The sequence below is a fragment of the Cobetia sp. UIB-001 genome (genome assembly GCF_044789135.1).
Classification (GTDB): Bacteria; Pseudomonadota; Gammaproteobacteria; order Pseudomonadales; family Halomonadaceae; genus Cobetia; species Cobetia amphilecti.
This window is the reverse complement of record NZ_CP058244.1, coordinates 134,149-158,973: the sequence shown is the minus strand read 5'-3', so window position 1 is coordinate 158,973 and position 24,825 is coordinate 134,149. Positions and strand designations below refer to the sequence as shown.

At 62.9% G+C, this 24,825-nt stretch carries 20 protein-coding genes and 1 other RNA gene; 6 read left to right on the top strand and 15 right to left on the bottom strand.

Translation table 11 applies throughout. The features are described from left to right. Positions 1-413 precede the first annotated feature (413 nt). Both ftsH and rlmE read right to left on the bottom strand, forming a co-directional pair. Complete coding sequence (gene ftsH / locus HA399_RS00705; protein WP_215823701.1) at positions 414-2,414, bottom strand: ATP-dependent zinc metalloprotease FtsH; 2,001 nt, start codon at positions 2,412-2,414, stop codon at positions 414-416. Positions 2,415-2,895: 481 nt separating this feature from the next. Continuing rightward, a complete protein-coding gene (rlmE, locus tag HA399_RS00700; protein ID WP_225347478.1) occupies positions 2,896-3,519 on the bottom strand; it encodes a 23S rRNA (uridine(2552)-2'-O)-methyltransferase RlmE in 624 nt (207 codons plus the stop codon). Positions 3,520-3,798: 279 nt separating this feature from the next. Here rlmE and yhbY point away from each other — a divergent pair, with 279 nt between their 5' ends. After that, the gene (gene yhbY, locus HA399_RS00695) at positions 3,799-4,113 is read left to right on the top strand and encodes a ribosome assembly RNA-binding protein YhbY (RefSeq protein ID WP_043333380.1); all 315 of its coding nucleotides are present in this window, start codon (positions 3,799-3,801) and stop codon (positions 4,111-4,113) included. 252 nt (positions 4,114-4,365) lie between these two features. Here the strand turns inward: yhbY and greA are convergent, their stop codons facing one another. The 4 genes from greA to dapB form a co-directional block, all read right to left on the bottom strand. Further along, positions 4,366-4,842: a transcription elongation factor GreA gene (greA, locus tag HA399_RS00690; RefSeq protein WP_043333374.1), complete on the bottom strand. Its 477-nt coding sequence runs from the start codon at positions 4,840-4,842 to the stop codon at positions 4,366-4,368. Then, the gene (gene carB / locus HA399_RS00685; RefSeq protein WP_107335696.1) at positions 4,839-8,069 is read right to left on the bottom strand and encodes a carbamoyl-phosphate synthase large subunit; all 3,231 of its coding nucleotides are present in this window, start codon (positions 8,067-8,069) and stop codon (positions 4,839-4,841) included. The genes greA and carB overlap by 4 nt, the downstream gene beginning before the upstream one ends. Positions 8,070-8,136: 67 nt before the next feature. After that, positions 8,137-9,282: a glutamine-hydrolyzing carbamoyl-phosphate synthase small subunit gene (gene carA, locus HA399_RS00680; RefSeq protein ID WP_404325691.1), complete on the bottom strand. Its 1,146-nt coding sequence runs from the start codon at positions 9,280-9,282 to the stop codon at positions 8,137-8,139. 601 nt (positions 9,283-9,883) lie between these two features. Then, on the bottom strand, positions 9,884-10,690 hold the full coding sequence (gene dapB, locus HA399_RS00675) for a 4-hydroxy-tetrahydrodipicolinate reductase (RefSeq protein WP_404325690.1): 807 nt from the start codon (positions 10,688-10,690) through the stop codon (positions 9,884-9,886). A 211-nt stretch (positions 10,691-10,901) separates the two neighbouring features. On the opposite strand from dapB, the gene HA399_RS00670 reads away from it, so the two are divergent. Continuing rightward, a complete protein-coding gene (locus tag HA399_RS00670) occupies positions 10,902-11,930 on the top strand; it encodes an esterase-like activity of phytase family protein (protein WP_404325689.1) in 1,029 nt (342 codons plus the stop codon). Positions 11,931-12,067: 137 nt separating this feature from the next. On the opposite strand, the gene dnaJ is transcribed toward HA399_RS00670, so the two are convergent. The 3 genes from dnaJ to grpE all read right to left on the bottom strand — a co-directional run bounded on the left by dnaJ (position 12,068) and on the right by grpE (position 16,138). Further along, complete coding sequence (gene dnaJ, locus HA399_RS00665) at positions 12,068-13,219, bottom strand: molecular chaperone DnaJ (RefSeq protein ID WP_043333362.1); 1,152 nt, start codon at positions 13,217-13,219, stop codon at positions 12,068-12,070. A gap of 169 nt (positions 13,220-13,388) precedes the next feature. Beyond that, a complete protein-coding gene (dnaK, locus tag HA399_RS00660; protein ID WP_043333360.1) occupies positions 13,389-15,311 on the bottom strand; it encodes a molecular chaperone DnaK in 1,923 nt (640 codons plus the stop codon). Positions 15,312-15,514: 203 nt separating this feature from the next. Continuing rightward, entirely contained in the window at positions 15,515-16,138 is a 624-nt protein-coding gene (gene grpE / locus HA399_RS00655) for a nucleotide exchange factor GrpE (RefSeq protein ID WP_043333357.1), read from the bottom strand. A 376-nt stretch (positions 16,139-16,514) separates the two neighbouring features. Between grpE and recN the strand changes: the two genes are divergently transcribed. Next, positions 16,515-18,185: a DNA repair protein RecN gene (recN, locus tag HA399_RS00650; protein WP_107335699.1), complete on the top strand. Its 1,671-nt coding sequence runs from the start codon at positions 16,515-16,517 to the stop codon at positions 18,183-18,185. 200 nt (positions 18,186-18,385) lie between these two features. Here the strand turns inward: recN and fur are convergent, their stop codons facing one another. Continuing rightward, on the bottom strand, positions 18,386-18,808 hold the full coding sequence (fur, locus tag HA399_RS00645) for a ferric iron uptake transcriptional regulator (protein ID WP_043333352.1): 423 nt from the start codon (positions 18,806-18,808) through the stop codon (positions 18,386-18,388). Between the two features lie 78 nt (positions 18,809-18,886). On the opposite strand from fur, the gene HA399_RS00640 reads away from it, so the two are divergent. Then, positions 18,887-19,315 carry an outer membrane protein assembly factor BamE gene (locus tag HA399_RS00640; protein WP_052384519.1) on the top strand — a complete coding sequence of 143 codons (429 nt, stop codon included), beginning with the start codon at positions 18,887-18,889 and terminating at the stop codon, positions 19,313-19,315. 92 nt (positions 19,316-19,407) lie between these two features. On the opposite strand, the gene HA399_RS00635 is transcribed toward HA399_RS00640, so the two are convergent. Both HA399_RS00635 and HA399_RS00630 read right to left on the bottom strand, forming a co-directional pair. Beyond that, complete coding sequence (locus tag HA399_RS00635) at positions 19,408-19,719, bottom strand: RnfH family protein (protein WP_043333350.1); 312 nt, start codon at positions 19,717-19,719, stop codon at positions 19,408-19,410. Positions 19,720-19,806: 87 nt separating this feature from the next. Further along, positions 19,807-20,244: a type II toxin-antitoxin system RatA family toxin gene (locus HA399_RS00630; RefSeq protein WP_043333347.1), complete on the bottom strand. Its 438-nt coding sequence runs from the start codon at positions 20,242-20,244 to the stop codon at positions 19,807-19,809. Between the two features lie 162 nt (positions 20,245-20,406). Here HA399_RS00630 and smpB point away from each other — a divergent pair, with 162 nt between their 5' ends. Then, positions 20,407-20,883 (top strand): SsrA-binding protein SmpB, encoded by a 477-nt coding sequence (gene smpB / locus HA399_RS00625; protein ID WP_043333345.1) that lies wholly within the window; start codon positions 20,407-20,409, stop codon positions 20,881-20,883. A gap of 135 nt (positions 20,884-21,018) precedes the next feature. Then, positions 21,019-21,373, top strand: a transfer-messenger RNA (tmRNA) gene (gene ssrA / locus HA399_RS00620). Between the two features lie 199 nt (positions 21,374-21,572). Here ssrA and HA399_RS00615 read toward each other — a convergent pair. From HA399_RS00615 to HA399_RS00605, 3 genes are all read right to left on the bottom strand, one after another. Next, positions 21,573-22,430 (bottom strand): ABC transporter ATP-binding protein, encoded by an 858-nt coding sequence (locus tag HA399_RS00615; protein ID WP_404326869.1) that lies wholly within the window; start codon positions 22,428-22,430, stop codon positions 21,573-21,575. A gap of 153 nt (positions 22,431-22,583) precedes the next feature. Beyond that, positions 22,584-23,642 carry an iron chelate uptake ABC transporter family permease subunit gene (locus HA399_RS00610; protein WP_082388719.1) on the bottom strand — a complete coding sequence of 353 codons (1,059 nt, stop codon included), beginning with the start codon at positions 23,640-23,642 and terminating at the stop codon, positions 22,584-22,586. A 138-nt stretch (positions 23,643-23,780) separates the two neighbouring features. Further along, positions 23,781-24,749, bottom strand: coding sequence for an iron ABC transporter permease (locus HA399_RS00605; protein ID WP_043333495.1), 969 nt, complete (start codon positions 24,747-24,749; stop codon positions 23,781-23,783). Positions 24,750-24,825 lie beyond the last annotated feature (76 nt).

Genomic DNA, 24,825 nt, shown 5'->3' with positions numbered 1-24,825 from the left:
GGCGAGAGGGGCGCGAAGGTGACTTCGCAGCCCGGTCAGAAATGATTGGGCACCACTTTAAAGAGCCAGCCCATGGCGCGCAAGGCGTGGAATGGCCACCACACGGGGCGTCAGCAGATGGCAACGCCATTGGCTCAGACCTTTCACCCCACGCTCATCATGGCGCTGACAATGCCCGTGCAGAGACATGAGTCGACGCCGTCACGCCACGGCGTAGGCCACTCATCAGCAGCACCTTAACTTCACCAGCGTCATTGCTGCAGCGGCACAGGCCAGCATTGCTGCAGACAAGAAAACGCCCGACTGGCAAGCCAGTCGGGCGTTTTTCCTTTCAGAGGCTCAGACATCGCATGCGATATCGGGAGCCCCTTATGCCTACATCGGGCCTAGTTCAGGCCTACATCAGGCGTACATCAATGACCGCTCGGACCACCCAGCGGATCAGACGGACGACGGCGGTTGCTGTCGTCATCTTCACTGCCATCAGCGTCATCATCCGCCTTGGGAGCTTCCGGCGCTTCCGCCTTCGGAGTGTCGGCAACCGGGGCCACCAGGCCACCGTCACCGCCGCTCGCCGGGCCACCCCAGTCCTTCGGCGGACGCGGAGCACGACCCGCCATGATGTCCGCCAACTGCTCGGCATCGATGGTCTCGTAGGTCATCAGCGCTTCGGTCATCGCATCCAGCTTGTCGCGATTCTCTTCCAGGATCTGCTGCGCCTTGGCGTAGCACTCGTCGATGATACGACGCACTTCCTTGTCGAGACGCGAGGTGGTGTCGCCAGACTTCAGCTTGCCGCCACTCTGACCCGGGCCACCGAGGAACTGATGGGACTCGTCCTCGTCGTACATGATCGGACCCATCTCGCTGGAGAGACCCCACTTGGCGACCATGTTGTGGGCAAGCTCGGTAGCACGCTTGATGTCGTTGGACGCGCCGGTGGTGACACCGTTCGGGCCCAGCGTCATCTCTTCGGCGATACGACCGCCGAACAGCGAGCAGATCTGACTGATGATCTGCTGACGCGAGTAGCTGTAGCGATCCTCTTCCGGCAGGAACATCGTCACACCCAGCGCACGACCGCGCGGAATGATCGACACCTTGTAGACCGGATCATGCTCGGGCATCACCAGGCCGATGATGGCGTGGCCAGACTCGTGATAGGCCGTGTTGCGCTTCTCCTTCTCGGACATGACCATCGATTTGCGCTCGGCGCCCATCATGATCTTGTCCTTGGCCAGCTCCAGCTCTTCCATGCCGACCAGACGCTTGTTGCGACGCGCGGCGAACAGGGCGGCTTCATTGACCAGGTTGGCCAGGTCCGCGCCGGAGAAGCCCGGCGTACCACGTGCAATGTTGACCGGCACGACGTCGTCGCCCATCGGCACCTTGCGCAGGTGGACGCCGAGGATGTGCTCACGGCCACGGATGTCCGGCAGTGCGACGGTCACCTGACGGTCGAAGCGGCCCGGACGCAGCAGCGCGGGGTCAAGCACGTCAGGACGGTTGGTCGCGGCGATGACGATGATGCCGTCGTTCGCCTCGAAGCCATCCATCTCGACCAGCAGCTGGTTCAGCGTCTGCTCACGCTCATCGTGACCACCGCCCATGCCGGAACCACGGTGACGGCCGACGGCGTCGATCTCATCGATGAAGATGATGCACGGCGCCTGCTTCTTGGCCTGCTCGAACATGTCACGCACACGGGAGGCACCGACACCGACGAACATCTCGACGAAGTCAGAACCGGAGATGCTGAAGAACGGCACCTTGGCTTCACCGGCGATCGCCTTGGCGAGCAGGGTCTTGCCGGTACCCGGCGGGCCTACCATCAGGACGCCACGCGGAATCTGACCGCCAAGACGCTGGAACTTGCTGGGGTCCTTGAGGAAGTCGACCAGTTCCTCGACCTCTTCCTTCGCTTCGTCACAGCCTGCGACGTCGCTGAAGGTGGTCTTGATCTGGTCCTGGCTCAGCAGCTTGGCCTTGGACTTGCCGAAGCTCATCGGGCCACCCTTGCCGGCACCGCCACCCTGCATCTGGCGCATGAAGAACATGAAGATGGCCAGAATGATCAGAATCGGGAAGCTGGCAATCAACAGGCGTGTCCACAGCGACTGCTGCTCAGGCTTCTTGCCGATGACCTCCACCTTGTTGGCAAGCAGGTCATCCATCAGCTTGGGATCGGACGCCGCCGGCCGGATGGTGGTGAAGCTGGAGCCATCGGCCCGCTCACCCTCAATGGTGTAACCATCGATGGTCACACTCTTGATCCGGTCGTTCTGCACCTGCTGGACGAACTGTGAATAGTTCATCGCCTGCGGCGAGGTATCGACGCTGAAGTTGTTGAACACCGTCAGCAGCACTGCTGCGATGATCAACCAGAGAATCAGGTTCTTCGCCATGTCGTTCAAGGGGACACCCTCATTGCATGAATCTGTCTTGGCATGCCGTGAATACTCCGACTGCCGTCTTGTGGTGGCCTGCCATGCTATCTGATCGTGCCTGCGGGGTATCAAGTCAGCGCAACGCGCCACTTCGCCTACCGAGTCACTCAAAGCTTGCCGTGCATTGTGCTACTTGCCTGCCAGCATCGGTAAGGCATTGAAACCCACCGAACTGTCACTGGCCCATCGTACTCAAGACCCAATGATATCGACACTACACCAGATGGGGGCTGGCAACCATTGCTTAAAGCCCGTCGATGGACTATTGCGCCGATAGACAGCCTGCATCAGCCAGCGCCGCGACTCGCCCGGACACATTGGCGACAGTCTGGACGAGCATCGCATGGCTCGCCTTAACCCGCGATGAAGCATGCGACCAGCAACGTGGAAATCTCGCCACCGCGAGCCGATGCCTGCCGCGTGCAGCGGCATGCAAGGACACTGACCATCAGCCCTTGAAGCCCTGCCCCAGCAGATAGACTTCGCGTGAGCGTGCACGCGACGCTTCCGGCTTGCGGGTCACGACCTTCTTGAAGCTGCCACGCATGTCCTTCAGATAGGCATCGAAGCCCTCGCCCTGGAAGACCTTGACCAGGAAATTGCCGCCCGGCTTGAGGGTCTGGCGCGCCAGATCCAACGCCAGCTCGACCAGATACATGCCGGCAGGCTGATCGATCGCGCTCATGCCGCTCATGTTGGGCGCCATGTCGGAGATCACGAGGTCCACCGGGCGGTCACCCAGGGTGGCCAGAATCTGGTTCAGCACGGCCTCTTCGGTGAAGTCGCCCTGAATGAAGTCGACACCGGCCAGGGCGTCCATCTCGAGAATGTCGGAGGCGATGACCACGCCTTCCATGCCGACGCGGTCCGCGGCGATCTGGCTCCAGCCACCGGGGGCTGCGCCGAGGTCGATAACGGTGGCGCCCGGCTTGAGCAGGCGGTCCTTGTCATCGATTTCAATCAGTTTGTAGCTGGCACGGGAACGATAACCGTCGGCCCAGCTGCGCTGGACATAGGCGTCATCAAAGTGTTCCTTCATCCAGCCAGCACTGCTCTTGCTGGGGTGAGCCACGTTGTCACCTGGAATGTCGGGGAAAATCGAATACTGGCGGGAGATAGCGCGGGGGATAACGACGACACGAAAGGCGTGGCAAGCATGCGCACGGGTCGTGTCATGAGCGTCGTCATGGAGTAGAATGGCGGGTCCTGCGCGCGGTTCCGCCCGTGGGCACAGACATTGCCTGCGCAACAGACGGGTTCACACCCCTGGATTTCAAGCCCTGGAGTCGACCCTGTCTTTCGCTACGCTCCCCGCTCCCATCGGACGCCAACAGGGAAACTTTACGATACCATGAGCTTGTCACAGTCACAAAAGAAAGCATTTCGCAGCATCGGGCACCATCTTGACCCGATCGTCACCGTCTCGGAAAACGGCCTTTCCGAAGGCGTCGTGACCGAACTGGAGCGCGCACTGCATGATCACGAACTGATCAAGCTGAAGCTGGCGATCAACGATCGCGAAGCGCGCGGCGAGGTGGCTCGCCACCTGTGCAGCGAAACCGGCGCGACCCTGATCCAGAGCATCGGCAAGATCGCTCTGCTGTATCGCCGCAACCCGCAGGCCAAGCCGAAGCTGTCGAACGTACAGCGCTTCAGCGAGAAGTAAGCCGCCGGGCCCAGGCCTGACGGGGCTCACCTCGCACGCCACGCCTGCCGCAGACAGAAACGCCGCCCTCATCGAGGGCGGCGTTTCTGTTTTCTATTGCTGACAATCACGACCTGATGACGGTGAGAGCCGTCTGTCTGAAGGATTTCGTGCCCGCAGGCAAAAAAACAGCCCTGCCGGGATGACCGGCAGGGCTGTCACGACATCGGAATCTGACGAATCAGAGGCGATGCACTTCAGATGTGACGTGCTTCAGATGTGATGCACTTCGGAGATTTCATACTCCACATCGCCACCCGGGGTACGCACGACCACGACATCCCCTTCTTCCTTGCCGATCAGCGCACGCGCGATCGGAGAGGTGACGGAGATCTTGCCGTCCTTGATGCTGGCTTCATCTTCGCCAACGATGCGATAGCGCACTTCGCTATCGTCATCGAGGTTCATCAGGTCGACCGTGGTGCCGAAGATCACCTTGCCGGTCTTCGGCAACTTGGTGACGTCGATCACCTGGGACATGGAGAGCTTGGACTCGATCTCCTGGATACGACCCTCGATGAAACCCTGCTGTTCACGCGCGGCGTGGTACTCGGCATTCTCCTTGAGATCGCCGTGCTCACGGGCTTCCGCGATGTCAGCGATGACCCGGGGACGCTCAGTGCCCTTTAGGTGCTCGAGCTCCTTGCGAAGGCGGTCTTCGCCTTCGACGGTCATCGGACTTCTACTCATATCATGACTCCTGCATGCATATCCTGGAGACGACGGACCTTGACGTCGTTGCCGTAGGCAAGCGCCATGCACACGGCATTGGCACCCGCCAGCGTCGTGGCATAGGGCACCTTGTGCGCCAGCGCCGTGCGACGGATCACGGACGAGTCATTGATGGCCTGACGTCCCTCTGTGGTGTTGACGATATAGGCGATCTCGCCGTTCTTGATCATGTCGACGATATGCGGCCGCCCTTCGAACACCTTGTTGACGGGTTCAACCTCGAGGCCGGCAGCGGCGATCACCTCTGCCGTGCCACGGGTAGCACAAAGCGTAAAGCCTAATGTTACCAGAGAGCGGGCCACCTCGATAACGCCCGCCTTGTCGAACTCACGTACGGACAGGAAGGCCTTGCGATCGCCAGTCAGGGTCGGGATGGCTTCACCGGCACCCAGCTGCGCCTTGTAGAAGGCTTCCGCGAAGGTATCGCCGGAGCCCATCACTTCGCCGGTGGACTTCATTTCCGGCGACAGGATCGGGTCGACCCCCGGGAACTTGGCGAACGGCAGCACCGCTTCCTTCACACTGTAGAAGGTCGGCACGATTTCCTGGGTGAAGCCGATCTCTTCCAGGGTCTGACCGGCCATGCAGCGTGCGGCGATCTGCGCCAGCGACTGGCCGATGCACTTGGAGACGAACGGCACGGTACGTGAAGCGCGCGGGTTGACCTCGATGACGTAGATCACGCCATCCTGCCAGGCCAGCTGCACGTTCATCAGACCGACGACGTTGAGCTCCAGCGCCATGCGCTTGACCTGCTCACGCATCTCTTCCTGGACGTCTGCCGGCAGCGAGTACGGCGGCAGTGCGCACGCGGAGTCACCGGAGTGGATACCGGCCTGCTCGATGTGCTGCATGATGGCGCCGATCACGACCTGCTTGCCGTCGGACACCGCATCGATGTCGACCTCGATGGCCGCGTTCAGGAAGTGGTCCAGCAGCACCGGCGAGTCATTGGAGACCTTGACCGCGTGGGTCATGTAGTTCTCGAGCTCGGCGGCGGAGTAGACGATTTCCATCGCGCGGCCGCCCAGCACGTAGCTCGGGCGCACCACCAGCGGATAACCGATGACCTCGGCCTTGACGAAGGCTTCCTCGAAGCTGCGCGCGGTGGCGTTTTCCGGCTGGATCAGACCGAGCTTCTCGATCATCTGCTGGAAACGCTCGCGGTCTTCGGCGCGGTCGATGGCGTCCGGCGTGGTACCGATGATCGGCACACCGGCGGCTTCGAGCTCACGCGCCAGCTTCAGCGGTGTCTGGCCACCGAACTGGACGATGACACCGACCGGCTGCTCCTTGTCGGCGATCTCCAGCACGTCTTCCAGGGTGACCGGCTCGAAGTAGAGGCGATCGGAAGTGTCGTAGTCGGTGGACACGGTTTCCGGGTTGCAGTTGACCATGATGGTCTCGTAGCCGTCCGCGCGCATGGCGAGGGAGGCGTGGACACAGCAGTAGTCGAACTCGATGCCCTGACCGATACGGTTCGGACCGCCACCCAGCACCATGATCTTCTTCTTGTCGCTGACTTCCGCCTCGCACTCTTCCTCATAGGTGGAGTACATGTAGGCGGTGTCGGACGCGAATTCGGCGGCACAGGTGTCGACGCGCTTGTAGACCGGACGGATGCCCTGCTTCTGACGGTGCTTGCGGAAGGCCTTCTCGGACACGCCCATCAGACGCGCCAGACGCGCATCGCTGAAGCCCTTGCGCTTGAGACGGAACAGACGATCAGCGTCCATCTCGCCCAGCGAGCTTGCGGCCACTGCGCCTTCCTGAGCGATCAGGTCGGCCAGCTGCACCAGGTACCAGCGATCGATGTTGGTGAGGCGGAAGATCTCTTCGATATCGAGACCGGCACGCATGGCATCGGCGATGTAGAAGATACGCTCGGCACCGGCGGCCTGCAGCTCACCCTTGATACGCGCCATGTTCTCGTCGCTGAAGTTCTCGACGATCGGGTCGAGACCGTCAACACCGGTCTCCATGCCACGCAGCGCCTTCTGCAGGGATTCCTGGAAGGTACGGCCGATGGCCATGACTTCGCCGACCGATTTCATCTGCGTGGTCAGACGGTCATTGGCCTGCGGGAACTTCTCGAAGGTGAAGCGCGGAATCTTGGTGACGACGTAATCGATGGACGGCTCGAAGGACGCCGGCGTCTTGCCACCGGTGATGTCGTTCTGCAGCTCGTCCAGGGTGTAGCCGACGGCCAGCTTGGCGGCGATCTTGGCGATCGGGAAGCCGGTCGCCTTGGAAGCCAGTGCCGAGGAACGCGACACGCGCGGGTTCATCTCGATCACGACCATGCGGCCAGTGTCCGGGCAGATGCCGAACTGGACGTTGGAACCGCCGGTCTCGACGCCGATCTCACGCAGAACGGCCAGCGATGCATCACGCATCAGCTGGTATTCCTTGTCGGTCAGGGTCTGGGCCGGGGCGACAGTGATGGAGTCGCCGGTGTGCACGCCCATCGGGTCGAAGTTCTCGATGGCGCAGACGATGATGCAGTTGTCGTTCTTGTCACGAACGACCTCCATCTCGTATTCCTTCCAGCCCAGCAGCGATTCGTCGATCAACAGCTCGCGGGTCGGCGACAGCTCGAAGCCGCGATGGCAGATCTCTTCGAATTCTTCACGGTTGTACGCCACGCCGCCGCCGGAACCGCCCATGGTAAAGCTGGGACGAATGATGGACGGGAAGCCCAGCTCGGCCTGGATTTCCCAGGCTTCTTCCATGGAGTGCGCAACCTTGGCCTTCGGGCACGCCAGACCGATCTTCTTCATCGCCTTGTCGAAGCGATCACGGTCTTCGGCCTTGTCGATGGTGTCGGCGTTGGCACCGATCATCTCGACACCGTACTGCTCGAGCACGCCTTCGCGCTCCAGCGCCAGCGCACAGTTCAGTGCGGTCTGGCCGCCCATGGTCGGCAGGATGGCGTCCGGGCGTTCCTTCTCGATGATGCGCGCCACGGTTTCCCAGGTGATCGGCTCGATGTAGGTCGCATCGGCCATCACCGGGTCGGTCATGATGGTTGCCGGGTTGGAGTTGACCAGGATGACCCGGTAACCCTCTTCACGCAGGGCCTTGCAGGCCTGTGCGCCGGAATAGTCGAACTCGCACGCCTGGCCGATGACGATGGGGCCGGCGCCGATGATCAGGATGCTGTTTAGGTCTGTACGTTTCGGCATGTCTCTTCCCGCAATGATCTGGTGACTGAACTCAACGATGGATCAGGCCCTCGGGCCTGCGCTCGGCTCAGCGTCGCGCGCGCATCATCTCGATGAAACGATCGAACAACGGGGCGACGTCCTGCGGGCCGGGACTGGCTTCCGGGTGACCCTGGAAGCTGAAGGCCGGGCGGTCGGTACGCTCGATGCCCTGCAGGCTACCGTCAAACAGCGACTTGTGGGTCGCGCGCAGGCTGCTCGGCATGCCCGCTTCATCCACTGCGAAGCCGTGGTTCTGGCTGGTGATCATCACCACACCGCTGTCGAGGTCCTGCACCGGGTGGTTGGCACCGTGGTGACCGTGGCCCATCTTGACCGTGCTCGCGCCGGAGGCCAGTGCCAGCAGCTGGTGACCCAGGCAGATGCCGAAGACCGGCGTGTCGGTCTCGAGCACTTCACGAATCGCGGTGATGGCGTAGTCGCAGGGCTCGGGGTCGCCCGGGCCGTTGGACAGGAAGACGCCATCCGGATTGAGCGCCAGCACCTCGGCGGCAGGCGTCTGCGCCGGCACGACGGTCAGGCGGCAGCCGCGGGAGGCCAGCATGCGCAGGATGTTGTGCTTGACGCCGTAGTCGTAGGCGACCACGTGGAAGGGACGCTCGGACTCACGGGTATCGGCATAGCCTTCGCCCAGTGTCCATTCGCCTTCGTGCCACTCGAACTGCTCGCTGCAGGAGGCTTCCTTGGCCAGGTCCATGCCCTTCAGACCCGGGAAGGCGCGTGCCGCTTCCAGCGCGCGTTCCACGGCATCATCACCCTGGGCATCTTCACCGGCGAGGATGGCACCGTTCAGGGAGCCCTTCTCGCGCAGGATGCGCGTCAGGCGACGCGTGTCGATATCAGCGATGCCGACGACATTATCGTCGCGCAGGTACTGATCGAGGGAGCGAGTGGAACGGAAGTTGCTGGCCAGCAGCGGGAGGTCGCGGATGACCAGGCCGGCGGCTGCGACGCTGTCGGACTCGGTGTCCTCGTCGTTGATGCCGGTATTGCCGATGTGCGGATACGTCAGAGTGACGATCTGTCGGGTGTAGGAGGGATCGGTCAGGATTTCCTGGTAGCCGGTCATGGCAGTGTTGAACACCACCTCGCCGCTGGTCTGCCCATCAGCACCGATGGCGCTGCCGTGAAATACACTGCCGTCTTCCAAGGCCAGTATCGCGGGTTTGATCAACGCAACGTCCTCCCCATAGTGTCCACTTTCCTGCCCGGAATCCGCGGTCGAACACCGGACATGCTGCTTGATTATCGTGCTCGACATTCGCCGAGCCTGTGTCCCGCTGCCGACTTCTGCCAGATGCCTGTCACTGGACAGACGCGCGCCAGAAGCGGCAAATTCAGGTTGCAAAAAAGCGGGACGAAACCGAAAAATCAGGTTTCATCCCGCTTGTTATCATTCTTCGGAATGCTGCTGGCCCGAGCGCTGCCAAAACGGCAACCAATAGGGCGGCCAAGAACGTGGCCAAATTGGGTAGAGATTACCGGAATCCTTGAGTGCTGACCACCCCGCGCATGCCCCGCCAGCAGGCGACAAGGCCCACGATACGGCCGTTTCGTCGCCGCGGTCAGCTTGCCGAAACCCTTGGCCGAGCCGGGACACTGCACAGCGCTTGTAAAGCGAGGCAGTCCAGCGGCGCAAGGCGGCCAGAATGGCTCACGAGTGCGCCACATCCTGCCCACCGAGACAGCTTTCAAGAAATTCTCCTGAATGTCGCCAGACTGTCATCTCAGCGCTTGGCTCTCCATTCCGCTCACCACCTTGCTCTCTACTTCGCTCACTTGAGCCCCAGCACATCCTGCATGTCATAGCGGCCGACTTCGCGTCCTGACAGCCATTCGGCCGCGCGTGCCGCGCCCTTGGCGAAGGTCATGCGGCTCGACGCCTTGTGGGTGATCTCGATGCGCTCGCCTTCGGTGGCGAACATCACGGTGTGCTCACCGACGATGTCACCGGCACGCACGGTGGCGAAGCCAATTTCCTTGTCGGTACGCGGGCCGCACTGACCTTCACGCGCGAAGACACCATGGGTGGCGAGATCACGCCCGATGGAATGTGCCACGGCTTCGCCCATCGCCAGCGCCGTGCCGGACGGGGCATCGACCTTGTGGCGGTGGTGCGCCTCGATGATCTCGATGTCGTAGCCGGCATCGCCCAGGGCACGCGCGGCGGTCTCCAGCAGCTTGAGGGTCAGGTTGACGCCGGAGCTCATGTTGGCCGCGAACACGAAGGGCACGCTGTCACGGTAGCCATCCAGCTGCTCGAGCTGCTCCGGCGTGAAACCGGTCGTGCCGATCACCATGCGCTTGCCGTGCTCGGCGCACAGCGCCAGGTTGGCCAGTGTCACCTGCGGTGCGGTGAAGTCGATCACCACATCGAAGTCATCCACCACGGCAGTCAGACTGTCGCTGGCGACCACGCCCAGACGGCCCTGACCGGCCAGCTCACCAATGTCGACGCCCGCCAGGGAGCTGCCGGATTCGACGATGCCCGCCGCCAGCGTCAGACCTTCCACTGCACCGACGGCCTCGACCAACGTGCGTCCCATGCGTCCGGCGACGCCCATGATTGCGATACGGGTCATGCTGACTCCTGCCTGTTGTGGGTCTTGAGGGTGACAGCCCGCGAGCATGCCCCGAGCGTGCCACCTATGCTGTTGCCACGAGTATATCAGCCGCCTGCAGCGTTGGCTGACGTCATGTATTTGTGTCGGTTACGCGCTAGAGTAGCCTCGTACCAGGTTGTCTCCTGTTGATCGTCATTTTTCTCATCACCGCTCAGTCTCCGGAGTCAGCATGCCTGCACGCCAATCCCCCGCCTCGCGCCGCTGGCGCATGCTCCAGACCCTAGCTGTCACCACGGTGCTCGCCGGCCTGTTGAGCGCCTGCGGCGTTCACCCGCGTCCCTACACGCTGGCATCGCCGGAACAGAAGAGCGAGTTCCCGGAAATCCAGTGGTGCGGCACACTCAGGCTGCCGGGCAAATGGCTGGATGACACCCCCGTCGGGGGCCTGTCGGACATCGGCTGGGACCAGGACGAGTCACTGCTGTATGCCGTGTCGGACCGCGGCTGGCTGCACCGCCTGCGGCTCGCCTTCCGTCACGGTGAGCTGGTCGGGGCCAAGGCACTCAATACCTATACCCTGCGCGACGAGACCGATGTCTCGCTGCGCGGCGCCCTCAGTGATGCCGAGGGCCTGCAGCTGCTGCGCGCGAACAATGACCGCCGTGGCGATTCCCGCCTGGTGATCAGCTTCGAGCAGCAGCCACGCGTCGAGCACTTCCTGCCCAGCGGCCTGGCCGTCAGCGAGCCCTTCACCCCGATGGGCGCGCGCGGCGCGGCGCCCAACAACGGCATGGAAGCCCTGACCCTGCACCCGGAATACGGCATGCTCGCCGGACTGGAAGCCACGCCCGAGGGCATGAGCGACGGCATGACGCGCATCTTCAGCCTCGATGACAAGCACGAGTGGAGCTACCCGCTGGCCAGCGACACCGGCTCGAGCCTGACCGCAATGGAGATGCTGCCCGACGGTGACATGCTGATGCTGGAGCGCGCCTTCTCACCGCCCTTCCCGCTGGTGATCAGTCTGCGCCGCGCGCATCTCGGCGAGCCCGGCACCCAGGCCGAGGTGCGCACCCTGGCACGCCTGTCGAGCGGCGATGGCTGGTCGCTGGACAACTTCGAAGGGCTGACGCATCTGGAAGGCAATCGCTTCCTGATGATCTCGGATGACAACTTCAGCAGCTTCCAGACCACGCTGCTGAGCTGCTTTGCCGTCATCGAGCCAGAGGCCTTCACGGCTGAATCAGCGCAGGAATAGCCACGCCCCGGGCTGTGTTACTGGACTGAGCCACTGGGCCCTCATGCCAGAGAGCCCCGCACTCGACAAGTCGAATGCGGGGCTCTCTGGCATGAGGGCCGTCCACGGGGCTGGCCCGCAGACGGCAAGGCGAATGCCTAGGGCTTCATGTCTTCGAAGAACTTCTTCACGCCATCGAAGAAGCTGTTCTCCTTCGGTGAATGGCTCTTGCCGGTATCACCAAGGCTCTGCTGGAACTGACGCAGCAGCTCCTTCTGCTCTTCATTCAGGCTGACCGGGGTCTCGATGACCACCTTGCACAGCAGGTCGCCGGCGGGGCCGCCGCGCACCGGTTTGACGCCCTTGCCGCGCAGACGGAACAGCTTGCCGGTCTGGGTCTCGGCCGGAATCTTCAGCACGACACGTCCGTCGAGGGTCGGCACGTTGAGCTCACCGCCCAGCGCCGCATCGACGAAGCTGATCGGCACTTCACACTGCAGGTGACGACCATCGCGCTTGAAGATCTCGTGCTCGCGCAGGTTGACCTGCACATACAGATCACCTGACGGCCCGCCGTTGACACCGCCCTCGCCTTCGCCGTTCAGACGGATGCGGTCGCCGGTGTCGACGCCCGGCGGAATCTTGACCGAGAGGGTCTTGGATTCCTGGACGCGGCCTTCGCCGTGACACTTGCGGCACGGCACGCTGATCTTCTCGCCACGACCGTGGCAGGTCGGACATGCCTGCTCGACCGCGAAGAAGCCCTGCTGCATGCGCACCTTGCCCATGCCATTGCAGGTCGGGCAGGTTTCCTTGCTGGAACCCGGCTCGGCACCATCGCCATCGCAGTGGCCACAGGCCGCCAGACGCGGCACGCGGATATCGACCGTGGTACCGGCAACCGCCGATTCCAGATCGAGATCCAGGTTGTAACGCAGGTCGCTGCCGCGCTGCGGAGCGTTCGGGTTGCGACGACCACCGCCGCCACCGAAGATGTCACCGAAGACATCGCCGAACACATCGCCGAAGCCGCCGGCACCACCACCGCCAAAGCCGCCGCCACCGAAGCCACCGCCACCCTGACCATCGACACCGGCATGACCGAACTGGTCATAGGCGGCGCGCTTGTCAGCATCGGACAGCACTTCATAGGCCTCAGAGACTTCACGGAACTTCTCGGCCGAAGTTTCATCATCCGGGTTGCGGTCCGGGTGATGCTTCTGGGCCAGGCGTCGGTACGCCTTCTTGATGTCCTTGGTGTCGGCGCCACGCTCGACACCAAGCACTTCGTAATAATCACGCTTGGACATGGATCAGGTCCGCCTGGATTGCTGGCAGCCTGAGGCTGCCGGTCTGTTCTGGAATGCCGGTTGTCACCGGTGGCTCGCGGCTAGCGCAAGGCGCCACCGATGCAAACGACAACGCGGGACACCTTCACAAGGCTCCCGCGCTGTCATCAGACGTCGTTCAAGAAATCCCTCAGGACTTCTTGTCGTCGTTGACTTCCTCGTACTCGGCGTCAACCACGTCGTCGTCCTGCTTCTTGCCAGCCTGACCTTCGGCAGCCTGCTCACCCTGGGCGCCCTGCTCGGCGTAGAGCTTCTGCGCCAGGTTGCCGGACGCTTCGGTCAGTGCATCCAGCTTGGCCTGGATCGCATCCTTGTCGTCGCCTTTCAGGGCTTCTTCCAGCTCGGAAATGGCCGTCTCGATGGCTTCCTTCTCGCTGGCTTCGGCCTTGTCACCGGCTTCGGTCAGGGTCTTCTTGGTCGCGTGAATCATGCCGTCGGCCTGATTGCGCAGCTGGACCATTTCCTCGAACTTCTTGTCTTCGTCGGCGTTGGCTTCCGCGTCACGCACCATCTGTTCGATCTCGTCGTCGGACAGGCCGCCGGAAGACTTGATGACGATGGACTGTTCCTTGCCGGTCGCCTTGTCCTTGGCGGACACGTTCAGGATACCGTTGGCATCCAGGTCGAAGGCGACTTCAATCTGCGGCACACCGCGCGGTGCCGGCGGAATGTCGGCCAGGTCGAAGCGACCCAGAGACTTGTTCTGCGCGGCCTGCTTGCGCTCACCCTGCAGGACGTGGATGGTCACCGCGCCCTGGTTGTCGTCAGCGGTGGAGAACACCTGGGACTTCTTGGTCGGGATGGTGGTGTTCTTCTCGATCAGCGGCGTCAGCACGCCACCCATGGTCTCGATACCGAGGGTCAGCGGCGTCACGTCCAGCAGCAGCACGTCCTTGACGTCGCCGCCCAGCACGCCGCCCTGGATGCCGGCGCCGACGGCGACCGCTTCATCCGGATTGACGTCCTTGCGAGCTTCCTTGCCGAAGAACTCGGCCACCTTGGACTGCACCAGCGGCATGCGGGTCTGACCACCGACCAGGATGACGTCGTCGATCTCGGAGGCGGACAGGCCGGCGTCGGACAGCGCGGTCTGGCACGGCTTCAGGGAGCGTGCGACCAGGTCGTCGACCAGAGACTCGAGCTTGGAACGGGTCACCTTGACGTTCAGGTGCTTCGGACCGGTGTTGTCAGCCGTGATGTACGGCAGGTTCACGTCGGTCTGCTGAGCGCTGGACAGCTCGATCTTGGCCTTCTCGGCGGCTTCCTTCAGACGCTGCATGGCGAGGTTGTCGCCGGACAGATCGATACCGCTGTCTGCCTTGAACTGGTCAACCAGGTAGTTGATCAGGTGCATGTCGAAATCTTCACCACCCAGGAAGGTGTCGCCGTTGGTGGCGAGCACTTCGAACTGGGTCTCACCGTCGACGTCGGCGACTTCGATGATGGAGATATCGAAGGTACCGCCGCCCAGGTCGTAGACCGCGATGGTCTTGTCACCACGAGACTTGTCCATGCCGTAGGCGAGGGCTGCGGCAGTTGGCTCGTTGATGATGCGCTTGACGTCGAGACCCGCGATGCGGCCGGCGTCCTTGGTCGCCTGACGCTGGGAATCGTTGAAGTAGGCCGGAACGGTGATGACGGCTTCGGTGACTTCTTCACCGAGGTAGTCTTCCGCGGTCTTCTTCATCTTCTTGAGGATTTCCGCACTGATCTGCGGCGGTGCCATCTTCTTGTCTTTCACCTGCACCCAGGCGTCGCCGTTGTCGGCTTCGACAATCTTGTACGGCACCATCTTGATGTCTTTCTGAACCACATCATCCTTGAACTTGCGACCGATCAGGCGCTTGACCGCGAAGAGAGTGTTCTCCGGGTTGGTCACTGCCTGACGCTTGGCCGACTGGCCGACCAGAATCTCGTTGTCGTCGGTGTAAGCGATGATGGACGGTGTGGTGCGACCGCCTTCAGCGTTTTCGATGACCTTGGTTTTCTCGCCGTCGAGCACTGCCACACAGGAGTTGGTAGTACCCAAGTCAATACCGATGATGCGTCCCATAATCGTATACCTCGAATCTGTTGCTAGCCTGAAAGATAAGTCTGGATGTCGGCACCTTGTGTCGGTGCCTGAACTTGTTTCTCTAGATGGGGTCGCGTGTCAGGGTTTCAAGACCCGGCCGGGCAAATTTTCCCGGGCCGGATCGCCCTGAGCCCCCACAGGGCGCGATCCAACGCCTATCGGGCGTCGGGAGCGCGCAGGCCTCAGGAGGCCTTGCTGACTGCCACCATCGCCGGACGCACCAGGCGGCCATTGAGGGTGTAACCCTTCTGCATCACGTCGATGACGCTGTTCGGCTCCGCGTCCGGGGACGGCACCATGGCGACAGCCTGATGGTATTCCGGATCGAAGGGCTCGCCGTGCGGATCCAGCTGCTCGACGCCTGACTTGTTCAGGGCATCCAGCTGCATTTTCAAGGTCATCTCGATGCCTTCGACGTGGGTCTTGGCCGCTTCGTCACCCGACATGGATTCCAGTGCCTTCTCGAGGGAATCCACCACCGGCAGCATTTCCTTGACGAACTTCTCCAGCGCGAACTTGCGCGCCTTCTCGGCGTCCTGCTCGGCACGACGGCGCGCGTTCTGCGCATCGGCAGCCGCACGCAGTGCCTGGTCCTTGGCTTCCTTGACGGCCTGCTCAAGCTCTTCGACCTGGGCGGCCAGCATCTCGGCTTCCGGGTTGTCCACCAGAGAGCCTTCGGCGCCGGTATCGTCGGCATCCAGTACGTTGTCGATCACTTCACCTTCCGGCGTTTCCGGCTGCGGCTCGGCATCGCGAGCGGCACGCTGAAGCTCTTCGTCCATCGGGGTCTGCGGGTCCTGAGCCATGCTGATCTCCTGCGGGCCGGCGTCTATGCGCCATTGCCCTGATTCGTGGCCTGCTGAGCTTGTCGCGAAGCATCACGCGCACTGGCTGACAGACAGGCCATGAGTTGCCTTGAGAGGCAGCAAGGCCAGGCCATTGCTGCCGACTGAAAGTGTCAGTGCCTCTATATGGGGACAGCACATCGCTTCTCAAGCCTTGCCGCAGGCTTTTCTCCCCACTGAGTCCGGCATGGATTGAAGGCCACCCGAACGTGCTGTATAAAAAGCCATGTTCACTGTATAAACATACTGTATGGCGACACCGTAGCCCGCCCATCGAGTCCGGGTCCGCTGATGTTCTCCCAGCACGGCGTACGTCAAAGCCCCCTCGGAGGTAGTCATGCTGCTGCAACTCGCCATCCAAGATTTTGCCATCGTCGAAACGCTGGAACTCGATTTCCGCCGCGGCATGACCGCCATCACCGGCGAGACCGGTGCCGGCAAGTCCATCCTGCTCGGCGCCCTCGGCCTGTGTCTGGGCGAGCGCGCCGATGCCGGCAGCGTGCGTCATGGCGCCGACCGCGCCGACCTCATCGCGCGTTTCGATATCAGTGAGCTTGGCGACGCCCGTCAGTGGCTGGATGAGCGCGAACTGGGCAGCGACGACTGCCTGCTGCGTCGCGTCATCACCGCCAGCGGCCGCTCCAAGGCCTGGATCAACGGCACGCCCTGCACCATCGCCGACCTGCGCGAGCTGGGCGAGCACCTGATCGACATCCACTCCCAGCACGCGCATCACTCCCTGCTCAAGGAAGAGACGCATCTGCGTCAGCTCGACGAATATGCGGGCCTGGAGACTCAGGCTGCCCAGTTGCGCGAGGACTTCCGTCACTGGCAGGAGGCGCATCGTCGCCTCAAGCGCATGAGCAATGATGGCGATGAGGTGCGTGCACGCCGCCAGCTGCTGCGCTATCAGGTCGAGGAGCTCGATGAACTGGCGCTGTGCGAAGGGGAGCTGGAAGCCCTGGAACAGGAGCAGGAAACGCTGGCCAATGCCGAGCAGATTCTGGCCGAGGCGCAGTCCGCCGCCGAATGCTGTGATCACGACGAAGAAGGTGCGCTGCCACGCCTCAACCAGGCCCTGGCACGTCTGGCGCATCTGCCGGGCAACGAGCATGGCTCACTGGCCAGTGCGCTGGGCATGCTCGAGGAAGCGCGCATCCAGATAGAAGAAGCGGCGCGTGAATTGCATCGGTTCGTGGAAGTCACCGAACTCGATCCCGAGCGTCTCGCCTTCGTCGATGAGCGCCTGAGCCGCATTCACCAGATCGCACGCAAGCATCATGTGATGCCGGACGAGCTGCATGGCCTTCATCAGCGTCTGAGCGAAGAACTCGACGGCCTGGGTGGCGATGAGGAGGCCATCGAAGCCTTGCGGGAAGAAGTGGCTCAGCGTCGCGAGGCCTGGAAGGGGCTGGCGAGTGAGGTGAGCGCCAAACGCGCCACTGCCGCCCCGCAACTGGCCAGCGACATCCAGGACCAGCTGGCCTTCCTCGGCATGGGCAAGGCCACCTTCGAGGTCGCCATCGAGGCGCGGGAGCGCCCGCAGCCGGAAGGCATGGAACGCATCCACTTCCGCATCAGCGCCAACCCGGGCCAGCCGCCACGTGCGCTGGCCAAGGTCGCCTCCGGCGGCGAGCTCTCGCGTGTGTCACTGGCGATCCAGGTCGTGGCCGCCAGTCGCTCGACCATCCCCAGCCTGGTCTTCGATGAAGTCGATGTCGGCATCTCCGGCGCTACCGCCGAGATCGTCGGTCAGCTGCTGCGTCGCCTGGGCGACAAGGGCCAGGTGCTGACCGTCACTCACCTGCCGCAGGTCGCCGCACAGGCGCATCAGCACCTGCATATAGAGAAGCAGGCCGAGAAGGACACGACCCGCACGCACATGGCGCTACTGGATGAAAGCGGCCGTGTGCGCGAGCTGGCACGCATGCTGGGCGGCATTCACCTCTCCGAGCAGACCCTCGCCCACGCCCGCGAGATGCTCGGCGCTGCCGACAGCCGCCACTGAGCGCTGTCGTCAAAGTCGCCGTTCATGCACTGCCAGCGACGTCCATTCGTCCAATGACGCTCCTCAACAAGACGAACGCCAGAGTCATGGATTGAGGAAACATGAACGCCAGATACACGAACGGCCGCCCCTGAGGGCGGCCGTTCGTGTATCTGGCCGGAGAAGGCTCTCCGGCCACGTCATCCCTGACGCAACCCGCGTCAGCTATCGCTCTTGTCGCCCTTGGGGCGCACGTAGAGCACTAGCGCATGCTCGACCAGCTCATAGCCGTGCTCCTCGACGATCTCGCGCTGACGGCGCTCGATCTCGGGATCACAGAACTCTATGATCTCGCCGCTGTCCAGACATACCATGTGGTCATGGTGTTCTTCCTGGGACAGTTCGAAGACGGCGTGACCGCCATCGAAGTTGTGACGCATCACCAGTCCCGCTGTTTCAAACTGGGTGAGCACACGATAAACCGTCGCCAGACCGACATCTTCGCCAGCCTCAAGCAACGCCTTGTACACGTCCTCGGCACTCAGGTGTCGATCCGTCGATTTCTCGAGGATCTGCAGGATCTTGACTCGCGGTAGGGTTACCTTGAGTCCCGCCTTGCGCAGTTCATGGTTCTGATCGGCCATGCTGGGGTACTCTTCGCAGTCGCTTGATGTATCAGGTATGATCGGCCAAGGCAAAACGATAGGGAATCTTCAGGGCAAATGCAAAACTTGATCAAAACAGTCGCCTTTTGCAGCGCCCTGTCGCTGCTCACCGGGTGCAGCTACTTCAGCGTCTACAAGCGCGACCTTCCTCAGGGCAACCTGATCAAGCCGGAAATGGTCGAGCAATTGAAGCCGGGCATGAGCCGCGAACAGGTCATCTACGTGATGGGCTCACCGCTGCTGACCGCCCCCTTCAGTGAGGATAGCTGGGACTACGTCTATCGCCTCAAGAAAGCGGATGGCGAAATCATCAACAAGCGCGTGACGTTGACCTTCGCAGGCGATTCACTCTCCAACATCGACAAGAGCGGCGACATCGACCAGGAAACCGTCATCGTGCCGGACCTGGACATCGACCCTCGCGCGGCACAGCCTAACCGTGCTGAACCCAAGGCAGGCGCAGCCGACCTGCCTGAAGAGCGCTGATCACTGTCCTCTTCACTCAGTGACAAGCCAGAACAACAGCGGGGCACCTTGAAAGGTGCCCCGCTGTTTTTGATTCTCGCCTGTATCTCGTCTTACTGAGCGGCGCGAGCGGCCTTGTCGGCGCGCCGCTTGCGTGCAAGCTTGGGGTCGGTGATCAAGGCGCGATAGACCTCGACTCGATCCCCGGCGTCCAGCACATGCTCATCGGGCTTGCGCAGTGCCTTGCCGAAGATACCCAGGTCCGCCTCGAGAAACACCTCGGCGGCAATCGTCGGAAAGTGCTGCTCCAGACGTGCCATGCGCACGGCCTCGCGCGCCGTGGTGCCGGGGGCGACCGCCAGCGAGACGATCTTCTGCTTGTCGGGCAGCGCATAGGCCACCTCGACCGTGATTCTGTCTGTCATGTCTGCTCCTTTGCTCTCGCCACCTTTATATACCACCTGTGCGATATATCACCTGCGCGGCGTTTCACCCTGGCCGACGGCCATGTGTCAGCGCTGGGTGTAGATCTGGTCAGCGCGGCGCGTGAAGGCCTCGACCATCTGAGCGGCGACCTGACTGAACAGCTTGCCGAACGCCATGCCCAGCAGGCGATTGCTGAACTCGAAGTCCATCTCGAGCGAGACCTTGCAGGCGTCTTCGCCCAGCGGCGTGAACAGCCAGGTCCCCTGCAGACGCTTGAAGGGGCCATCGACCAGGTTCAGCTCTATCCGCTCGGGGGCATACAGGTCATTGCGCGTGACGAAGCTCTGCTGCATGCCTGCCTTGGACAGGGTGAGCCTGCCCTTGAGATGGTCCTCATCACGTTCCAGCAATTCCGCGTTGCTGCAGCCGGACAGGAATTCGGGATAACGCTCGAAATCATTGACTAGATCGAACATTGCCCGGGCCGAATGCCGCACCAGGGCAGACCGGTTGACCGTAGGCATCTAGCTCTCCGCTGACTTGGATACGCAGCATGCGTATCATGAACAATGGGCCGGCGCATGAAGTGCCGTCTGGCCTTGAATGGTAACACGCCTCCCCCCATCCAGAAGGATGTGCCATATCCACACTGGATGACGGCAGGCGCACACGACAAATGAGGCAACATGGGCAAGAAAAAGAAACCCGAACAGGGCGGCAATCTGATCGCCCAGAACAAGAAGGCACGCCACGAGTACCACATCGAGGAAACCTTCGAAGCGGGTCTGGTACTGGCAGGCTGGGAAGTGAAGGCGCTGCGCGCAGGCAAGGGCCAGCTGACCGATACCTATATCGTGATCAAGAATGCCGAAGCCTGGCTGCTGGGCTGCCACATCCACCCGCTGGAAACCGCCAACACCCACGCGGTGGCGGACCCGCAGCGCACGCGCAAGCTGCTGTTGCACAAGAAGCAGATCGCACGCATCTTCTCGCGCACCCAGGACAAGGGCCACACCTGTGTGCCGGTCAAGCTGTACTGGAAGAATGCGATCGTGAAGTGCGAGATCGCGCTGGTGGAAGGCAAGAAGCTGCACGACAAGCGCGCCACCGAGAAAGACCGTGACTGGAATCGTCAGAAGGCCCGTATCCTGCGCGACCGCTGAGGGCAGCGTGAGGCAGCTCACGCCAGCAAGCTACTGTCAGGTCAGAAATTTTCCTGAACGCTTGAACTGGCGTAGCACAGTCCCCACCTGTTATGATGAAGACGTAGCAACGCAGTAAAGTGGTAACACTGTTATGGGGGCGTTCTGGCATTCGACGCTGGTGGCAAACCCTGAGGTGCATGCCGAGATCGTAACGTATCTCGTAAATAAAACGTTGCAAATATATAGTCGCAAACGACGACAACTACGCTCTAGCTGCATAAGCTGCTCATGATACCGTTGCGCCTGTTCAAGGTGGATTGAGAACGAGCCCGTATAAACAGGATCGTCTTGGCCGACGTCTCTAAGGTCGAGATTAAAACTCAGAGAATCGCATTGCTGTAGCCTGTTCATTGGCGGCAGTAGTGTTAAATCAAATAATGAAACTAAGCATGTAGAGCCGAAGGCGGAGTGCCGGCGGACACGGGTTCGACTCCCGTCGCCTCCACCATATCCGTGACAGAAAGGCCTCCCTTCGGGGAGGCCTTTCTGTTTGTGGGCGATCAGTTCTGGCTGACCTTTTCCTGTCAGTGGCAGACCGCCCCTCAAGTCGCCCTCTCAGGCCTCTCAAGCCCCTCTCTCAGGCCTGCGCAAGGCCCGGCAGCGGCCACGCAGGCGCCACAGCGCCCATCATGGCCACAGCCTCGGGCTCAGGTCGCGCTGCCGCTCAGGCGCTCGCTGGTGCGGCGCACACCGATCAGCAGCGGCGTGCCGGTGTCGGGGTCGGGGATCAGGCGGCACTCGACCCCATAGAGCTTGCGCACCAGCTCCGGCGTCACCACCTCGGCGGGCGCACCTTCCGCGATCACGTGGCCTGCATGCATGGCCACGATGTGGTCGGCATAGCGGCAGGCGCTGGCCAGGTCATGCACCACCATCACGATGGTCTTGCCCTCTTCATGGGCCAGACGCTGGATCAGCTCGAAGACCTCGATCTGGTGACCGAGATCCAGCGCCGAGGTCGGCTCATCCAGCAGCAGCAAGGGTGTCTGCTGTGCCAGCGCCATGGCGATCCAGGCGCGCTGGCGCTGCCCACCGGACATCGAGGCCAGCTCACGGTCCGCCAGGCTCTCGATGTCGGCGGCGGCCATCGCCTCGGCCACCAGCCGTTGATCCTCCTCAGACCACTGACTCAGCGCGCCCTGATAGGGCTGACGACCGAAACGCACCAGCTCATGTACCGTTACCCCCTCGGGCGAATGCGTCTCCTGAGGCAGCAGCGCGATGCGCTGGGCCACTTCGCGCCGCTTATAGGCGTGAATGTCCTTGCCTTCCAGCAGCACCGCGCCTGACTCAGGCAACTGCAGGCGAGCCAGCCCTGCCAGCAGTGTCGACTTGCCACAGCCGTTGGGCCCGACGATCGCCGTCACCTTGCCATCGGGCAGCCCCAGAGTCAGCGAATCGATCACGGTGACATGGCGCTGGCGCGCGCCGTAGCCCAGCGACAGCTCGTTCGCTCGCAGGGTGCCGGTGGTGGCCGCGGCGTGGCGATCGGCCGGGGAATTCATCGCTCGCGGATCAAGCATCGTCTCAGCGCTCATGGCGCACTCTCCTGAAACATCATCGGCCGCTGGAACATCATCAGCCGCTGAAACATGTCGTGCGACGCTGAGCGGCAAGGGCTGGCCCTGGGCTGCTCAGCAGGAAAATAGGGGCAACGGCTAGCGCGGGCTGCGCAGCAGTATCCACAGCAGATAAGGGCTGCCGACCACGGCCATCACGATACCGACCGGGATTTCCAGTGGCGACAGCAGGGTGCGACCGGCGAGGTCGGCCAGCACCATCACCAGCGCACCGGCCAGCGCCGAAGCCAGCAGCGGCACACCCTTGTGGCGCGACAGGTAGCGTGCGATCTCGGGGCCCACCAGCGCCACCATGCCTACCGGCCCGGCCACCGCGACGGCCGCCGCCGTCAGCACGACCGACAGCCACAGCGTGATCAGGCGTACACGCGAGACCGGCTGCCCCAGTCCGGTCGCGACGCGGTCGGTGAAGCGCAGCGTATTCAGCCCGCGCCCCAGCCAGAGTGCGATCGGCACGCCGATCAGCAAGGCCAGTCCCAGCCAGGTGAGCGAATCGGCGTCACGCGCATTGAGGCTGCCGACCGTCCACGGATAGGCGCTGTTGGCGGCATCGATGGAGACTCTTGCCAGCATCAGCTGCGTGCCGGCACCGAACAGCGCCCCGACCCCGATACCGGCGACCAGGAAGCGATAGCCACGCGTGCCGATGCCGCCGGAGAGCCCGAAGGCCAGCGCAGTGGCGATCACGGCACCGCTCAGCGCCATGACCGGCGGCGCCAACGAGATGCCCATCCCGACCACGGAGGCCACCGCGAAGGCGGTCGCGCCATTGTCGATGCCGATGATGCCCGGCGTCGCCAGGCGATTGCCGGCCAGGGTCTGCATCAGGCAGCCCGCCAGCGAGAAGGCAGCGCCCGTGGCGATACCGGCCAGCAGGCGCGGCAGGCGCAGTTCCTGCACCACGAAGACGGTGGCGAACTCGCCGTGCCCGAAGGCCGCCTTGAAGGCATCCCACGGCCCGAGGCCGGCACTGCCCAGCATCAGCGAGGCGACACTGGCCATCAGCAGCGCCAGCAGCAGTATTCCGGCCGCCAGCAATGGCGCACGCAACAGCAGCAGGGACAGCTTGCCATGTCGCCACCAGAGCGTGCCTGTGGGGGCTGAGCGAAGGGGATCAAGCGGTGAAGGTCTAGACATCATCGATTCCAAACAAGGCCCTGTCAGGACAACGCCTGACAGGGCCGGTCGATTCAAGCAATGAGGCGATGGCACCGGCATGCGCGCCAGCCTGGCCTCCATCATCGTTCACGCCGCAAGCGCCAGAGGCACCAACTACTACAGGGTGGGCAGACGGCGAGCACGCACCACGGCAATCAGCACGGGCGCGCCCATCAGGGTCGTCAGTACCCCCAGCGGCAGCTCCGAGGGCGGCACGACCAGCCGCGACACCACATCGGCGCTCAGCAGCATGGTCACGCCCAGCGGCAGGCACAGCCACAGCGTGCGCCGCACATCGGCGCCGCACAGCGCTCGCGCCACATAGGGCACGGCGAGGCCGACAAAGGCCACCGGCCCTGCCAGGGCCGTCGCGGCACCGACCAGCAGCGCCACCACCAGGATCGCGACCTTGCGCACGCGCTTGGGATGATGGCCCAGGCCACTGGCGACCTGCTCACCCAGCACCATCGCGGAGAGCGGCCGCGCCAGCCACAGCGTCAGCAGCACCGCGAGCAGGATACTGGGCAGGCTGCTGTAAAGCGCCTCCAGCGAGCGCCCGGCCAGACTGCCGATCACCCAGAAGCGGATCTCGTCGGCCGCGCGCTGGTCGATCAGCAAGGCCAGAGACGTCAGCGCCACCAGCAGGCTCGACAGCGCCGCGCCGGCCAGCACCAGGCGCACCGGGTCCTGACGTGCGCCGCTCATCCGCACGGTGCTCATCACGAACAGACAGCCCAGCAGCGCACCACTCTGCGCCACCATCACGTGCATGCCGGTCGCCTCCATCCCCAGCAACAATGCCACGGCCACGGCAAAGGAGGCCCCGGCACTCACGCCCAGCAAGCCCGGCTCCGCCAGCGGGTTGCGTGCCACCACCTGCATCAGGGCGCCGCCACAGGCGAGCATCATGCCGACCACCATGCCGATCAGGGTACGCGGCGCGCGCAGCTCAAGCACCACGAAGCGCGCCTGATCGCTGCCCTGTCCGGCCAGCACCTGCAGCGCCTGCCAGGGGCCGACATCGCCAGCCCCCCACAGCAGGCTGGCCAGACAGGTCAGCAGGGCGCTCAGACAGGCCAGCGGCATCACCTGACGCAACGCAAGACGCCCGGAGACCTTGTGGGTCATCCGGGCGGCATGTGCGCGTGGCCTGCGGACCTGT